This is a genomic window from Paenibacillus sp. J2TS4 (assembly GCF_018403245.1).
Taxonomy (GTDB): Bacteria; Bacillota; Bacilli; order Paenibacillales; family NBRC-103111; genus Paenibacillus_L.
On sequence record NZ_BOSH01000007.1, the window covers coordinates 179,714 to 195,656 of the forward strand.

Below are 15,943 nucleotides of genomic sequence, written 5' to 3' on the forward strand. Positions count from 1 at the left end.
CCAGTCAACTGTTTATTGTTCTTGACCCGTCACAATTCTGGTAAAGCGAGCAACCGCCTCGTCTTTATTGTTAGATGCCCATTCGGTGTCATACGGCAATACTTTAATATCTTTCGTGAGCGGAATTCCTTCCACTTTCTCCGCATCCTTGCGGACGGAGCGGCGTTTAAATTCCTTTTGAATAAGGCTCTGTACGTCAGGTCCAGCTACAAAGTCGATGAATTGCTTCGCTTCCTCGAGGTTCTTCGCGCCTTTCATAATCGATAAAGCATCGGCGCGAGCGGACGTTCCTTCCTCCGGATAAATAATTCCGACCTTGGCTCCACCTTCAATGTAGCGAAGCGCGGCATCTTCCGAAGTAATCCCCAGTGCAAATTCTTTATCCGCCACCCCTTTATAAACCATGGAAGAGCTGGATAAAATTTTGTTGTCCAGAGCGCCTACAAACTTCTTGATGAAATCCCAGCCTTTTTCGTCGTTCAGACCGAATGCCGTCAGCATAGTAACCATTTGCGTATAGGATGAAGCCGAGCGGGCGGGGTCGGAAAAAGCAATTTTTCCTTTCCACTTAGGATCCAGCAGATCTTCCCAGCCTTTGGGCTTCTCCCCTTCCGGCACCAGATCCTGATTATAGATAATGATCATCGGCAGGATCGACAGAGGCGTCCAGGTTTGCCCCGGATCGGTATAATCGGCTTCCAGATTGTCGATTTCCGAGGTGACATAGGGCTCAAAATAATCCTTGTACGCATCATGAGACTCTTGGCCTCCGCCAAAGAAAACGTCTCCCAGCGGATTGGATGCCTCAGCCTCCACCCGTTTCAGCAGCTCCCCGGTTCCACCGGAAATCAACTGCACCTGAATCCCGGTGCGATCCTGGAATTCCTTAATGATCGGATTGTTAATCTCGGCTTGGTTCGGCGAATAGACCGTCAGCCTGCCCGTTCCCTTCGATCCTTCCGGAGAAGCACCCGAATCCGTGCCTTTCCCGTTGCTGCTGCCGCTATCACCCGAGCCACAGCCAGCGGATATCAAAAGCATAACCACCATCAAAAAAGATAAAAACGCTTTCTTTCTCACCTTGAAGACCTCCCATTCTTTTTGTATCGATCACCCTCTGACTCATGTCAAGCTTGTCCGCTTGTCCAGGATCAAAGGTGTTATTAGAAATATTAAAATAAACTGAAAGCGCTGCCAATGTGACAAAATTTCTAAACTGTTGAATTTTTTGTCCACATTCCCGGGCCAAGAAAAAAACAGGCGCCCACGGACGCACTGCTAGTGCAATCCCATTCGCCTGCGAAATTCGGTCGGGGTTTCCCCGGTCCATTTACGAAACAGTTGACTGAAATAGCGAGAGTCCTGATATCCGACAGCCAGAGCGACTTCGTAAATTTTGGCATCCGGCCGCTGCAGCAATTGTTTCGCTTTCTCCAAGCGGAGCTGAGTGACATATTCGATAAAACTCACCCCGCTGTATTTCTTGAACACCCGGCTAAAATAGCTTTCGCTCATATGAACGGTGGCAGCCACGTCCTGAAGCGAAATATCTTTATCGTAGTGCTCCCTTATATATTTTTCAATGGGAGACAAACCATACTTTTCCCTGATCTTCAGCTCATCCAGCTCGGCAAAACCAATAATTCGATTCTGTTCAATGTACTCCTTCTGCTGCAAGGCAACTTCCGCTTCGTGATAGGCCTTGGCGATCGAATCATAATGCTGATGCACACCGCTAACTCCAACGGTGACGCCCCATCCCTTCTCCCGGGCGGCGGCGACGCACCTGTCCGCTTCCTCCAGCCAATGGGGAGACCGATTCGCAAGAATAACCGCGATTCTATTCTCGTGAATGGGGACTCTGGTGCTGTCCAAGCCCGCGCGGGCTTCTCCCTCGACTGCTGCAAGCAACTCCTCCAATGATGCTGTCCATCGCTGTTTAGCTCCTTGGTCTTCATCCGGTTCCCGCTTCCATTCCACAATGGCCACCTGAAACGATGAAAAGATCGTCTCCAGACGCTGGCCTAACAGCTCCCGCAGAAGACCGGCTTCGTACTCCCGTGCGTTATCCAGCATGAAGTCATACAGCAATTTCTCCAGCAGAATGGGCTGGCTGTTCTCGATCCTGAGCTCCAGCCGCTTCGAGTATTCTTGCCGAGCGCGTTCCTCGTCAATTTGCCGGGTTACATTGCGAATGGTGCGGATGAGCTCTTCAGGATCAGTTGGTTTAAGAACAAAATCGGCAGCCCCTATCTTAATCGCTTGCTGCGCATAAGCAAACTCATCGAAGCCCGTCAGAAAGACAATCTTCGTGCGAGGATGAGCCTCGCCGACCCGCTTGGCCAGCTCCAGCCCGTCGATGCCGGGCATGCGAATATCCGTCAGTAAAATATCCGGTTCATATTGATTGGCCATTAGCCAGCCGGCCTGGCCATTGGAGGCTTCGCCGATGAGGCTGCATTCGATTTCATGCCAGGGAATGGTCTGCTTGAGCCCTTCCCGGACCAGCCACTCGTCGTCAACTATCAGGATTCTGTACATAACCGCTCTCCCTCTCCTCGAGAATGGGGATTTCTATACGAATCCGGGTTCCTTGCCCGGGCCCGCTTTCTATTTCCATTTCATAGTGCGTGCTAAAGTACAACTCCAGCCGGCGCCGCACGTTGGCCAAACCGATGCCTGTCTTCTCCGAGGTGACGGAGCGATAGCGGCCGTCCCTCATGACTTGCAGCAGCTCCGGACTCATCCCGACCCCGTCGTCCTCAACTATAAATTCCAACCGTTCTCCCCGGCTTCTGCCGATAATTCTCAGCGTCCCTTTGTCCTCCTTCATTTCCAGGCCATGGGTGATCGCGTTCTCGACAATCGGTTGCAGCAGAAGCTTTAATGTAAAATACGATTCTATCTCTTCCTCAATCTCGATATGAACCTCAAACTTGTCCCGATACCGCATGTTCTGAATGACGAGATAGTTTTTAATTTGCTGGATATCTTCCCTCACCTCAATGATCTCCCGGTCCTTGCGAATGCTGAACCGGAGCAGTTCGCCTAACGATACAACGGTCTTGCTAATGTCATTCACTTTATGAATCCGGGCCATCCAATTGATGGAGTCGAGAGCGTTGTACAGGAAGTGAGGATTAAACTGCGCTTGAATCGCTTTCAACTCCGCCTCCCGCAGTTTCAGCTGTTTTTCATACACTTCCCGGATCAGCTGCTTAATGTTGAACAGCATCGTGTTAAAGCTTCTGCCCAACTGGCCGATTTCGTCGTTGGAGCCAGCGGCAAACGTAACATTCATATTGCCTTCCTCGACCTGTCTCATCAAAAATCGCAGCTTGCGCAATGGGCCGGTGACATTATTCGACAGAAAATAGGCCAGCCAAAAAGCGAACAGAATACAGATGGCAATAATGATCAACGTTAAGTTGCGAATGCTGTTTCCTTCCTTCGTCAGGGCGCTGACAGGCACTACGTTAACCAGCTTGAAGCCGGTCATCTCCGACGTGTCGAAGGTAACCATGGCCGCGGAGCTCCCCCGTTCACGAGGGGATATTCTGAAGAAGCCCTTTCTCTCCTCCAATAGCTTCGAAATATAGGGCTGGTCCAGCTTCGTGCCGACCTGATGCTTGGAGGGCAGACTGGAGACGACATACCCGTTGCGGTCCAGCAAGAACACCTCTCCCCCCGGATATAACTGAGCCTTGTTATATTTATCGGCAAGAGCAGGCTCCATAATATCGATAACTAGATAACCTAGCGGTTGGTTCGTTTCTATATTTTTGAGCATGCGTCCTGAGCTGAGCACCACTCCGAAATCATCCATTTTTTTCATCGCGTAATGGGTATCCCAGACGACGTTGCCGTTAGCCAGGTTGGCCTTGCGGAACAATCCCCAATGAATGTTATAGTCCCGGTAGGAATTGGGCAGCAATTCCCCCGTAAAATACCTGTCCCCGTTCTCACCTAGCAAATAGATTGAAATATCCCAATTTTTAAAGCCGAGGAAGGACTCCAGAATTCCGTTAATTTTTTTCCGGTCGTTGTGCTTTTCAAACAAGCTGCGGTCCTTGTCTTTGGAGAGCACTTCCTGGATTTCCTCGTTGCTGTATATATACATCGACAACTGCTCAATATCCCGAACAAAATAATTGATGCTATGGTTCACCTGCGATAAATTTTCCAATATGCTTCCGCATACTTGCTCCAAAATGACCTCCGCCGATTTATAATAGGAGAACGCCCCTAGTAAGGCAAGAGGAGTGACAGCCACCATAAGAAACAGCAGAATTAATCTTTTTCTAAGCTCCAATCTCCGCTCACCACCTTCGATTAAAACGTTTACAATTTATTGGAGAAGCCCGGAACCACTCAGCAAGAGGAGATTATATCCGGTCCAGAGGGGATAATCCCGGAGAGGACAACCCGATGATACCCACCATCCTGTAAAACCAATAAAACCATATTCCTGAAAAATCGGCAATGGGTAAACTTGTCCAGCAGTAAAAAAACAAAACCCCGACCTCGTGCGGTCAGGGTTTCCATGATTATGATTTTATTTGATAGGAATGCCTTTTTTAATAGCTTTGAGGTCTCCATTCGAGTTGACTAATTGCGGAAGCATCCTTGTGCCGCTAACCATGGGAGAATCGCACAGCCGACACTTCGGAGAACAATCGAAGGCAAAGTCGTCCCTCATCCAGCCCTTGCAGCCCGGCTGGGTACAAGACCATATTCTTGTGTTTTCCTCGGGAATTTCCTCTAACGGCTTTCTACGGTAGCTCATTTCGCAAACCCCTCTCTGTAGGATAGTAATGGAATAAACGAAAAACTGCCCCTAACTTAAGTTAAGAGCAGTTATGGGTTTCATTCTAGAGCTTCACTACGTTCTCCGCTTGCGGTCCGCGATTACCTTGTACCACATCGAATTGAACGCGTTGGCCTTCATCCAACGACTTGAAGCCTTCCCCTGTAATCGCGCTGAAGTGCACGAATACATCGCTGCCGCCCTCCACTTCGATGAACCCGAAGCCTTTTTCAGCGTTAAACCATTTAACTGTACCTGTTTGCATAGAAACAGCCCCCAAACCTTCAAAATTAACATGATCATTTTATTTCTGGATAGAAAATAAAAATTCACACATTGGAAAAGGCACCGCAATACGAAGGATAACCCTTTACAACATGTGAATTCTGATTGTAATCGTATACTGTATTTATCATAACATTAATCATCTATAAAAGCAAGCGCCTGCCGCAAGGAAATTCCACTTTTTGGTTTAATTTGCTAAGAGCTGCGAGCTTATGGGCTCAGTATCGATTCGATTTTGACCCTGGCAGCGTCAGCTTTGGTCTGGTACTCTTCGTCGAATTGCTGCTCGACGAAGTGGAGGCCGCTCAACAGGGTGACAGCCTCCTCTACCGTTATTCATCCGATTCCAACATGCCTCCTAAAGAACAGCAAGATTCTGCGCCATCCCCTGTAAGTTACCGCCCTCAACTCGCTATCTACGCGAAGGATACCCATGACTGAAGTCATGAGTTATTGACGAAGAACTCTTTGATTTCCCGGGCCGAGTGCTCAGCCCTTCCATCCATGGAAACCAACTGGCGCTCAATATGCGTCAGCTTCTCCATAAGATTGGTATATTTCGACTCGTCTTTAAGGAAGATGGGATGATTCTGGTTGACAATGAGATGAATCTTCCTTTCTTTAATGATATTAACCAAGAAGTTCATTTCCTGTTCCGATATATTCGGATAATGTTTAATGATACTGCGTATTTTTCTCCGTTTTCCTATATCGGTCATCATCTGGGATCTCTCCATTCTCCTTTTCCATTTAGAACGCTCATCGATAGAGCATTCTTTTGTTGAAATAAAGTCTTCTGTTGAGACCACTGCGCTTGATCGAACCAGGGTTAAAGCAGCTTATCCTGATTCCTGTATGCGAGTCAGTGTTAAGCCGAAGCTTGGCAACGGACGGAACCGATGCCCTCGACCAGCCCTTCATAGGTGAGGAGTACAGCTTATATCGATTTCTGCCTGAAGATTTAGCTCGGTACATAGCCTGGTCAGCATGATTGATAAGAGTCTTGGCATCGAGTCCATCATGGGGATAGAAGGAAATCCCGATGCTGACCGACACCCGAAATGGCTCGTTATCTACGACGAAATCCTGTTCAAACCGGCCCAAAATTTTGCGTGCGGCTGCAACTGCCTCCGAATGACGCTCCACAGGAAGACAGATGACGAATTCGTCGCCTCCCACCCGATTAATGGTCTGATCGGGAAGACAAGCCTTGAGCTCCTTTGCGACGGTTCTAAGCAAAGAGCTGCCTTTATAATGACCGAAGGTATCATTCACCTGCTTAAAGCGATCCATATCCATGTATAGAATCGCCAGCAATTGTTTATTTTCTTTAGTTGTTTCGAGCCATTGGTGGATATGTTTTTCTAAATGCCGCTGATTGGGAAGACAGGTCAACTCATCATGGTAAGCCATGTATTGATAATCCTCCAACTTGTGGTGGAGAGCTGTAATATCTTTAAGTTGACTTAATATTCCGATAGGGCGGGAATACTCGTCCAGAATAGGCTGGACATCTAACAGACAAGCTCGGGTGGTCTGGGTCTGGTCATTATGAATTTCAACCAAAACATCCTCGCATCCCGTCCCTTGGTTAACGGCCTCCTCCACATAAAAGCTCAGAGGCCGCAAATCCGAAATCGGCCTTCCTGTTAAATCCTCTTTTGTCCAACCCATCAGTTGTTCAGCCACTGAATTGAATTCGACGATGGTGCCCTTCATATCGGTAACAACCATCCCGCTCCTCACCGTATTCATCATCTCATTAACCAGGCTCCATTGCTGGCTGAACTTCTGCAGCCGCAGCTCCCGTTCAACAGAATCGACGATGGCCGCCGCTATGGTGCCTAGTAATGGATTTGCATGTGTAGCCAGGGTGGTAATAGTGATCGTTCCTAAGATTTCCGTATTATATGAATGTTGGAATGGAGCCGAATAGCTTACTGTAAGCGGAGAGCCCTGATCGGGCTGATGGAGGAGGAGTTCAGTTACAGCTTCATCTCCGGATATCTCCGCAAGACGTCCGTCCCGGCCAATTACCGTTATGACTAGGGGTGTTCCTTCTAGTTGCTTAATCCACGCAGCGGTTACAGAACAAATAACAGCCATTACTTCCTTATGGGCAGATAGGACGTCTCTTCGTTTTGGCGTCGGATTAATGTATGAGCGCGAAACAGGTTTAGGCAACCTTGTTCCTTCACATTGGTTCGGTGCCATGGCGATCATTCCCTTATTTCTTTTCCTTGTCGTACCTGCGTATGCATACATAACATAACTGGTTCTATTTAACTATAAGGAACTGAACATTTTCTGAACATTTTCTGAACAACCCATTTTAGAGAATGATCTTTTTCGGTGATGAATCTGAATGATTTTTAATTTTATCCTGATCCGCTTTCCAGGCCCGGTACCACTTTAGAATCGCCTCCTGAGGCGCGACGTCATAATCCTGAAGCAGCATAGTCTCCAGCCGCTCATATTCGCGCTCTACAGAGCTGCGATCCCCCACCGCATCGTATAACTGCATCAGAGTAAAATAATTGCTTTCCATATAAGGGTGAAGCATCTGGATTCGATGGTACAACGCAATCGCATTCAAATAATCATGATTGGCAACTAAAAATTCACCGACCCGCATCGCCTGTTGACTCCAGAGCATTCTAAGCCGCTGGCGTTCGCTTTCCGCCCATAAATAATCATAATCGGCCAAGTAATCTCCGCGATACAGCTCTAACAGCCGGATATGCTCCGATAAGGTAGCTTCACTTAAGGCGGGAACTTCACGCAGCCCGCGCTCCCATTCATCCACATCGAGCTCGGCCTGACCTAAATCGAGAACATAGCTTTCTCCATGACTATGAATAATTATATTAACCCCGGCCGTCTTCAGCATTTTGCGGGTTTGATACACGGTCGTGTATAGCTGAGTCATCGCTTTCTTGCCGTCTATGTTCGGCCACAGCAACTCCAACAGCGCATCCTTGCTTACGGCCTGTCCCCGATGATGCAGCAGGTAAGCGAATAATTCCTGTGCCTTGGTGGTTCTCCAACGCAGCCCCACGGGCCGGGGGGCACCAAGACTTCCCCAGTTTATCTGCAGGCCCTGAAAACAACGAACCGTCACCGAAGCGCCGGCAGAGGTGCGGGGATTCTCCCTGCTTACCAGCCGTTGAACCGTTCGGGCCAGACGATCGCGCTGCAACGGTTTAAGTGCATAGTCCAGCGCATTCAATTCAAAGGCTTTTACAGCATATTCATCATAAGCAGTTATAAATACTACATTGATATCCGGCCACTGACTTTGCAGTCGCACGGCTAATTCGATCCCGTTCAGTTCAGGCATTTCGATATCCAGAAAAACAATGTCGGGCTTGCTGATAGAGGCCGCTTTTAAAGCTTCCCGCGGATCTTGATATTTTCCTATAATTTCAAATTCCCCAAAATCCAGCAATAGTTGCTCCAGATGGCGGAGAGCCAGACGCTCGTCATCTACAAGAATCGCTTTGATGCTCAACTACCTCCGTTTCGGGAAGCCGAATTTTGACGGTCATTCGAATGCCTGCTCCTGATGTCCAATCTTAACCATGTCTTATCCGGCCGTTCATTTTCTCTGTCTGATTCTAATTCTAGCCCTTGGCTACTGCAACGTAAATATTTGAATTGTTAAACTTCTTCTAATTTTTACAGTCAGAGCGGACAAGGATTCTTGCAAACTCTGTCGAAATATCAAATTATGATGACAAAAAGAAATATTGTTCTTATTACCGGATTATTCTTCCTTATTCTTACAGGAATTCGCGGAGCCTGGATCATGCTGCATATGCCCCCGAAGCAGCCTCAGGCTGTTCAAGGCATACTGGATCTGCGAACCTGGGATTTCCCATTGGATCGCACCTTTACGCTAAATGGGGAGTGGGAATTTTACCCTCATGAATTAATTATGCAGAACCCCTTGAATAGAAGCATCTGGCTTAAAGAAAAGAGCTTGGAAGAAAGGAGTTTCATTCAGGTCCCCGGCCAATGGGATACACCTGAGCATTCGTCCATCGAATCGGGGTCCTACCGTCTGCGCATTTTGCTAAATCCCGAGCATCCCGAAGCCTACGGCTTGCGAATCCGAAATATTCCTTACTCCTCGGAGCTATTCGTGGATGGCCAATCCTTGCACAAAACGGGCCAACCGGCCCAGACGGCTGATCAGTATACAGCCCGAAACGTCCCTTATTCCGTCTTTTTTGCTACCGATAAGGAAGAGATAGAAATCATCATCCACGCAGCCAATTTTGATAACCCCAAAAATACCGGCATACGCCAATCGATCAAGTTTGGAACGGATGCTGCGGTGAACCGGGAAGTGTCTTTTTCCATGGGTACACAATTGGTCATGTGTGCCATTCTTGCGATGCATGCTTTCTATGGTTTGATTTTATATTTCATTGGACCCAGGCGACAAGGGTTAATCTTCTTCTCCTTATTAATCCTCTGCGCGATTATGACCATATTGGTCGCCGATGATAGATTGCTGCTCTTCTGGGTGCCCATGAACTTTGAGTGGACGGCAAAGATTCTGTCTCTGTCTTATCTGGGGGCAGCCGTATTTTTACTGGAGTTTATCAAAAAACTTTTACCCGAGTACTCGAACATTAGAGGCTTTCGCTGGTTCACGCTGTTCTGTGGACTATTCGCTTTGTTCTTCCTGCTGCTGCCTACTCAATACACAATGTTCACAAGTCAGCTGCGAACGCTTCTCGTGTATCTGCCTTTTCTGTTAACGTGGATAATCACCTTGCGTGCCGCCCTGCATGGAGACAAGGATATTCTCTTTTTACTGCTTGGAGCTACGGCGATCACAACGAATATGGGATGGGCAGTTATTAAAGGCCAGGGATGGCTGGATCTGGATTACTATCCCTTGGATATGCTGGCTACTCTTCTTGCATTAGCGACCTACTGGTTTAAACGATATTTCCGGGCTTCCGCTCAAACCGAAGAACTCGCGAAGAAGCTCCAGCAAGAACATAAAATGAAGGACGATTTCCTGGCCAACACCTCCCATGAATTGCGCAATCCGCTTCATGCGATTCTTAATATTGCCCAAGCTATGTTGGATTCCGGCAAATCGTCCTTACTCGATCCCAACGCCAAAAATATGAAGCTGCTCATCACCATAGGACGGCGCATGTCGTTTATGCTGAACGACCTGCTTGATTTGACCCGCCTTAAGGAGAGCCGCATCCGGCTTCAGGTCCGAAGCATCAGCATTCAAACGGTAGTTACAGGCGTACTGGATATGCTTCGCCTTATGACCGAAGGCAAGTCGATCCGGCTCATTCATAACATTCCGGATACCTTTCCCCCTGTTCGGGCGGATGAAAATCGACTGATTCAAATTTTGTTTAATCTGCTCCATAATGCGGTGAAACACACGAATGAAGGATGGATTGCCGTTCATGCTTCGGTGAGAGACGGGATGGCGATTATCGAAGTTGAAGATACGGGCATCGGAATGGATGAGGAAACACAGCAAAAAGTTTTTCAGCCTTACGAACAGGGCGATTCCAGCATAGCCGCCGGCGGGGGCGGCCTGGGCTTAGGATTAAGCATTTGCAAGCAGTTGGTGGAGCTGCAAGGAGGAACCATAGAGGTGCGCTCGATCCCCAACCAAGGATCGGTCTTTACTTTCACTCTTCCTGTAGCCGAATCATTCACCATGCGGGAGGAACCGGTGCTGACCTCTGTCCCGATTTTAACCGATATAGAAGCGGCTGCTGCACAATTGTCCGAGACATCAGAGGTATCTGGGCGGCCTGAGAGATCCGAGGGGACTGAAGGCTCCGAACCGGCTGCTCCTCCCGGCCTGGCAGCGAATTCAACCAGCCCCCGAATATTGGCTGTAGATGACGACCCGATTAATCTGAACATCCTGAAATCGATTCTATCTGCAGAAGGCTGCGAGTTGACCACAGCCACAAGCGGCAAGGAAGCATTGTCGCTATTGAATGGCGGAGATTGGGATTTAGTTATTTCCGATGTCATGATGCCTCACATGTCCGGCTATGAATTGGCACGCCGGGTTCGTCAACGTTTCTCCATGTCCGAGCTCCCGATCCTGCTCCTGACCGCGCGCAACCGGGCAGAGGATATCGAAACGGGCTTCCTGTCAGGAGCCAACGATCACGTGACGAAACCGGTGGAAGCGACGGAATTGAGGGCTCGGGTGCGTGCGCTAACGGAATTAAAACATTCAGTCAGTGATCGATTGCGGATGGAGGCGGCCTGGCTTCAGGCCCAGATTCAGCCGCACTTCATGTTCAACACTCTGAATGCAATCGCCGCTCTCAGCTATATCGATACGCCAAGAATGCGAGATATTCTGGAGGCATTTGGAAATTACCTCAGGGGAAGCTTCGATTCCCATAACTCCGAACGGCTAGTTCCGCTTAAACATGAGCTGGAGCTTGTCCGGTCATATCTGTTTATAGAGAAGGAGCGTTTTGAAGAAAGGCTGCAAATTAATTGGGAAATAGAGGAGAGCCTCACTATTTCCATCCCTCCTCTATCGATCCAACCTTTGGTGGAAAATGCCATTAGACATGGCTTGATGAAGCGGTCTCAAGGAGGGGAGCTTCATATTCGAATCACTGACAGGGAAGATCACGTGCAGATATTGGTCCGGGATAACGGGATAGGCATGGATGAAGCAGCGCTGCGGCGAATCCTCGACCATTCGCGGGATCGGCAGGGCATCGGCTTGCGCAATACAGATCGGCGATTGAAGCAAATTTATGGTAAAGGGCTGCAGATCAGCAGTTCACCTGGTCAAGGAACGACCGTGACTTTTATCGTGACGAAATAAACTACCCGAGCCAGGGCAATTTTTCCTTTTGTAAATTCTGTCCCAACCATGGTATGGATCAGCTCGTTAGATTTGGTCCGAACTAGCTGGAGGTTCTTCCAGTTTAACCTGCAAAATTCGTCAAATCTGACTAAATGACCTACATCAAATCCAGTTAGCTTGGGCAGGTTGATTATTCACCTGCCCAAATCCGTCATGGAACTTCTATCGGAATCCTTCGAGGATGGGCCAGTCGGATGCCTTGCATTATTCCGACTTCTGCGCGGAGAGCCGACCGAGCTCCTCGGCGATAACGCTCACGTCGATCCTTGTGAACAGGTGCTCCACCTTATGAACCGGTGTAGACGGCCTCAGCTCCGTATACTGCCATTCCGGCTGCGGGATCGCCAGAAACGATCTGATTCTCTGACAAGCAAAGGGAAGGAAGGGCTCGAGTAGATTAGCCAGGTTAACTATTATTTGGCTGCATGTATACAATGTCGCAGCACAACTTTCATAATCTTCCGTCAATTGAACCCAAGGCTTGCGTTCGTCGAAAAACTTGTTCGCTCCTCGGATAAAAGCAAAGACCCCCTCCAAAGCCTCCTTCAATTTCCCAGTCTCGATTCTCCTGCCGGTTTGACTGTAAAGATTAAGCAGCTCGGATTTTATCCGTTCATCCATCCTCCCACTTGGAATTCTACCGTCCAACGAATTCACGATAAACTTCAGACTTCGGTTCACGAAGTTGCCGAAGGCTCCCAGCAGCTCTCCGTTATGACTATAGATAAATTCCCTCCAGGAAAAGTCCGCATCTCGGTTCTCCGGACCATTAATCGTCAAGAAATAGCGTAAAGAATCCGGCTCATATCTCTGCAAAACATCCGGCACCCATACAGCCCAGTTCTGGCTTGTCGAAATTTTCCTGCCCTCCAGTGTCAAATATTCACCCGAAATGATTCTGTCTGGCAAATGGAGATTCCCTATTCCAAGCAAAATGGCCGGCAGAATTAAAGTATGAAACGGAATATTGTCCTTGCCGTGAACGTAGTAGGCGGTCGTCTTCTCCGACCAGTAAGTCTCCCAGCTGCCGCCGGTTTGCTGCGCCCATTTCATACTGGCGGACAAATACCCGCTGACCGCTTCGATCCAGACGTAGATTTTTTTGCCCTCATGCCCTTGCAGCGGAACGTCCACTCCCCATAATAAATCCCGGGTCGCCGCACGGTCATGAAGCCCTTCATCCAAATATCTGCGGGTCAGATGAACTGCATTCTCCCTCCATCCGCTCGCCTCGTTCACATACTTCTCCAGTTGCTTCTGAAATTTAGACAGGGCCAGAAAGTAATGCTCCGCCTGTCTTGTGGCGGGAGAGCTTCGGCACAGCTTACACTGCTTCCCAAGCAGGTCAGAGGGATCCAGCAGCGAGGAGCAGTGGTCGCACTGATCCCCTCGAGCCCTATTGCCGCAATGGGGGCACTGGCCCTCCACATAACGGTCCGGCAAGAAGCGAGCGCAGGTTTCGCAATAGGTCTGCCCAACCGCTTTCTTATAAATATAGCCGTTGTCCAACAACTGAAGAAAAATCTGCTGCACCGTCTGATGATGGAAGGGGTCGTCCGTTCTGGTGTAAAGATCATAGGAAAATCCAAGCTTGTGGAAGCACTCGGCGAATTCCTTATGGTATCGCTCCGAGATTTCTTGAGGGGATACCCCTTCCTGGTTGGCCCGAATGGAGATAGGGGTTCCGTGACAGTCACTTCCGGAAACATACAGCACCTTCTCCCCTTGCAGCCGATAATACCGGGCCAGGATATCGCCGGGCAATAAGCTCGCCACATGACCCAAATGCAAGGAGCCATTAGCATACGGCCACGCGCCGCCAATAAAAATACTCATCTTGATCAACCTCCGTTTATTTATATCGCTCAGCCAAGAATTCTCGGAACCGACTTTAAGCCAAAATAAAAAACTCCCCCCCCAGAAGGGACGAGAGTCAAATCTCACGTGTTACCACCCAAATTCACCGATACTTCACAGTATCGATCTCTTCAGGTACGGCACATAAATTGTGCTTATACCCTAGCACTATAACGGGCGCACCCGGTGCAGCCTACTACCTGATGAGGGTTCGGTGCACAGCTCGGAGACCATATTCATCGGACGCTTCTTTACTCCTTTTCAGCTGCCGGAGCTCTCTGTTCAAAGATTAATCCAACTACTCTTTCTCTTCGTCGCTTTTGTTCAATCTTCCTATATTATATGCCATTATATCTGTAGCGAAACTTCATTGCAATATTCATCGATCATTTTCATTGACATCCTTCTGTAAAACTGTCCGTGATTTTCAATTTTCCATCCCTATTGACACAATATAGTTGTTAAGATATGATTTTGGCTACGATATCCATTTTAACAAATCGGAATAATTGGATTTAGATTTACTAACAGGAGGAATGACACATGAACCCAATTAAAGCAAAATGGAGCAAATTAGCGCTTGCGACGTCCTTATCGTTCGCTCTACTGCTGTCGTCTCCAGGACTGCCCGCTTATGGCCAACAAGCTTCACAGGAACAAACCGTCCCGAACGCCGCTTCGGGTCAACAGGAGAATTACTCTCTATTTCTTCAAGATAAGTATAAGGTAGTTGTTGGAGATTCATTAACGAAAGGCGGCTTCATTCAGCTTGTAGCCCAGGTTCTGAATTACGCCCCTTCGGAGGAAGCAACGGCGCCTTCATTCGCCGATCTGGACAAGTCAAATCCTTATTACCCCGCATCGGCTGCTCTTTATGAGCAAGGCATCCTCACCGCTTCGGAGGTGAATGCCGATCGACCGCTAGATGTCTTCCAAGCGGTGTTCATAGCCGTTAAAGCGGCTGGACTGAAGGAACTGGCGTACACGTACCCGCAAGAGAAAACGGATAAGACATTGGCTAAGCTTAATTTAGCCCCGGATGTCTACCTGTCCAAGGAAGCCGCTCAGGAGTTGGCTGTCGCGATCGATACCGGACTCGTGTCTCCTGCGTTCTACGAAGCTTTAAGAACCAATTCTGCGGCATCGAAAGTGTTCGCCGAAGAGCTGCTAGGCAAAATTTTAGCTTATAGAGGCCAGTACAAGCAATACCTGGGAGAGGTGAACGACCCGGATATTTATAGCAAACTCATCCAGGCCTATAACACGTCCGACATTATCGAGGCGCCGGAGCTGCAGCAAATCGTCAACAGTGCTTTGGAGAATGGTCTCGTCACAGGCTATAACTTGAAGGATTCCCGTTTTGATTCGAACTTTATCGATTCCTTATCCCTTACATACGGCCATTCCAACATAGAGCATGCCCTGCAATTGATCGGCCTGCTTCGCAGTGAAGGTTTGAATGCCAAGGTCCAACTGGAGCCTAAAACGTCAGCCTTTATTCATCTGGCCGAATGGGGCGAGCCGACCGAATCCGATACTAACCGATTGACGCAAATCGACAACGGAAATTATATCTTTTCCGCGAAAGAATACGATCTTTCCTTTGAATTCAATACAGTCGACGATAAAAATCGGTTTCAGCCCATTGTCTTGCAGTATGCCAAGAAGGACAGCGAGGATCAAGCCGGCTTAATTCTCGGCTCGTGGTGGCAGCCGCTGTACTATTCCTTGACAGAAATCGCGGATTACGAGATTATTGCCAACAATAAAATCGTGGGGGGACCCTATTACGCCCAATCGTTCTCATTGGAGAACGACTCACAGCAAATCGCTGATGGATTCCGCAAGCTGGATCCCGACCTCGATATCCTGACCTACACGTTTTGGGTCGACAAGCCGTTCCACAACTACTTAACCGGGGACGACTTTAAATAAAATAGGCTTCATCCGCCGCTTTCCTGAATGATTTTGGGGAAGCGGTATTTTTTTATCACCTCATATCTACGTTTTTTATCTTCTTTTGCCGATATATAACGGTGAGTCCCCTTCTAAATATCTTGAACTAAAGAATAGCTCTCATTCCGTTCCGAAGGAAAGTG

General features: G+C 48.4%; 12 protein-coding genes and 1 other annotated feature. Of the genes, 2 read left to right on the top strand and 10 right to left on the bottom strand.

Features of this window, described 5'->3' with window-relative positions; genetic code table 11:
• Positions 1-12: 12 nt before the first annotated feature.
• From KJS69_RS16605 to KJS69_RS16645, 9 genes are all read right to left on the bottom strand, one after another.
• Positions 13-1,080, bottom strand: coding sequence for an ABC transporter substrate-binding protein (locus KJS69_RS16605; RefSeq protein ID WP_249730561.1), 1,068 nt, complete (start codon positions 1,078-1,080; stop codon positions 13-15).
• Positions 1,007-1,276, bottom strand: coding sequence for a hypothetical protein (locus KJS69_RS16610; protein WP_213584899.1), 270 nt, complete (start codon positions 1,274-1,276; stop codon positions 1,007-1,009). The genes KJS69_RS16605 and KJS69_RS16610 overlap by 74 nt, the downstream gene beginning before the upstream one ends.
• Positions 1,277-1,278: 2 nt before the next feature.
• Positions 1,279-2,541, bottom strand: a complete 1,263-nt coding sequence (locus KJS69_RS16615; RefSeq protein WP_213584900.1) for a response regulator — start codon at positions 2,539-2,541, stop codon at positions 1,279-1,281.
• Positions 2,519-4,312, bottom strand: coding sequence for a cache domain-containing sensor histidine kinase (locus KJS69_RS16620; RefSeq protein WP_249730562.1), 1,794 nt, complete (start codon positions 4,310-4,312; stop codon positions 2,519-2,521). Before KJS69_RS16620 ends, KJS69_RS16615 begins: the two co-directional genes overlap by 23 nt.
• 243 nt (positions 4,313-4,555) lie before the next feature.
• Complete coding sequence (locus tag KJS69_RS16625) at positions 4,556-4,786, bottom strand: cold-shock protein (protein ID WP_213584901.1); 231 nt, start codon at positions 4,784-4,786, stop codon at positions 4,556-4,558.
• A gap of 85 nt (positions 4,787-4,871) precedes the next feature.
• Positions 4,872-5,072, bottom strand: coding sequence for a cold-shock protein (locus tag KJS69_RS16630; RefSeq protein WP_213584902.1), 201 nt, complete (start codon positions 5,070-5,072; stop codon positions 4,872-4,874).
• A 463-nt stretch (positions 5,073-5,535) separates the two neighbouring features.
• Positions 5,536-5,814, bottom strand: coding sequence for a hypothetical protein (locus tag KJS69_RS16635; RefSeq protein ID WP_213584903.1), 279 nt, complete (start codon positions 5,812-5,814; stop codon positions 5,536-5,538).
• A gap of 37 nt (positions 5,815-5,851) precedes the next feature.
• A complete protein-coding gene (locus KJS69_RS16640) occupies positions 5,852-7,306 on the bottom strand; it encodes a GGDEF domain-containing protein (RefSeq protein ID WP_213584904.1) in 1,455 nt (484 codons plus the stop codon).
• Positions 7,307-7,424: 118 nt separating this feature from the next.
• Entirely contained in the window at positions 7,425-8,603 is a 1,179-nt protein-coding gene (locus KJS69_RS16645; RefSeq protein WP_249730563.1) for a response regulator, read from the bottom strand.
• 219 nt (positions 8,604-8,822) lie between these two features.
• On the opposite strand from KJS69_RS16645, the gene KJS69_RS16650 reads away from it, so the two are divergent.
• Complete coding sequence (locus tag KJS69_RS16650; RefSeq protein ID WP_249730564.1) at positions 8,823-11,945, top strand: hybrid sensor histidine kinase/response regulator; 3,123 nt, start codon at positions 8,823-8,825, stop codon at positions 11,943-11,945.
• Positions 11,946-12,191: 246 nt separating this feature from the next.
• Here the strand turns inward: KJS69_RS16650 and metG are convergent, their stop codons facing one another.
• The gene (gene metG, locus KJS69_RS16655) at positions 12,192-13,823 is read right to left on the bottom strand and encodes a methionine--tRNA ligase (RefSeq protein ID WP_213584905.1); all 1,632 of its coding nucleotides are present in this window, start codon (positions 13,821-13,823) and stop codon (positions 12,192-12,194) included.
• Between the two features lie 83 nt (positions 13,824-13,906).
• Positions 13,907-14,168, bottom strand: a binding site (T-box leader).
• 219 nt (positions 14,169-14,387) lie between these two features.
• Between metG and KJS69_RS16660 the strand changes: the two genes are divergently transcribed.
• Complete coding sequence (locus tag KJS69_RS16660; protein WP_213584906.1) at positions 14,388-15,779, top strand: hypothetical protein; 1,392 nt, start codon at positions 14,388-14,390, stop codon at positions 15,777-15,779.
• Positions 15,780-15,943: the final 164 nt, after the last annotated feature.